Origin of the sequence: Alkalihalophilus lindianensis (genome assembly GCF_032843265.1) — a bacterium.
In the GTDB taxonomy this organism is placed as follows: domain Bacteria; phylum Bacillota; class Bacilli; order Bacillales; family Bacillaceae_D; genus Alkalihalophilus; species Alkalihalophilus lindianensis.
Map to the genome: position 1 here is coordinate 1 of NZ_JAWJBA010000174.1, position 296 is coordinate 296.

Consider the following 296-nt stretch of genomic DNA (forward strand, 5'->3'; position numbering starts at 1 on the left):
TGTTTATAGGCTGGTGTGTTGGTCACAACATCGAAAGCCCCGCCTGCCAACAAGCTAACCGCACTCTCATGACTTGAGGAATGCATTGGCACATAGACAGTTTTACTTTCGACGCGGTCTGTTACGAGCACTGGAAGTCGAACAGCCCCATATGGCGATACAAGACGGACAAGGGTTCCATCCTTGATACCACGTTCTTTGGCAAGCGCAGGCGAGACTTCAACAAATACTTTCGGGAACTTGTATTGAAGTCCTTCTGATTTATGTGTCAGGTTGCCTTCGTGGAAATGCTCGAG

1 protein-coding gene is annotated in these 296 nt (G+C 48.6%); it reads right to left on the bottom strand.

What is annotated here, in order from left to right; all coding sequences use genetic code 11:
• On the bottom strand, nt 1–296 hold a 296-nt coding region (locus RYX56_RS21815), incomplete at both ends, for a molybdopterin dinucleotide binding domain-containing protein (protein WP_317124046.1).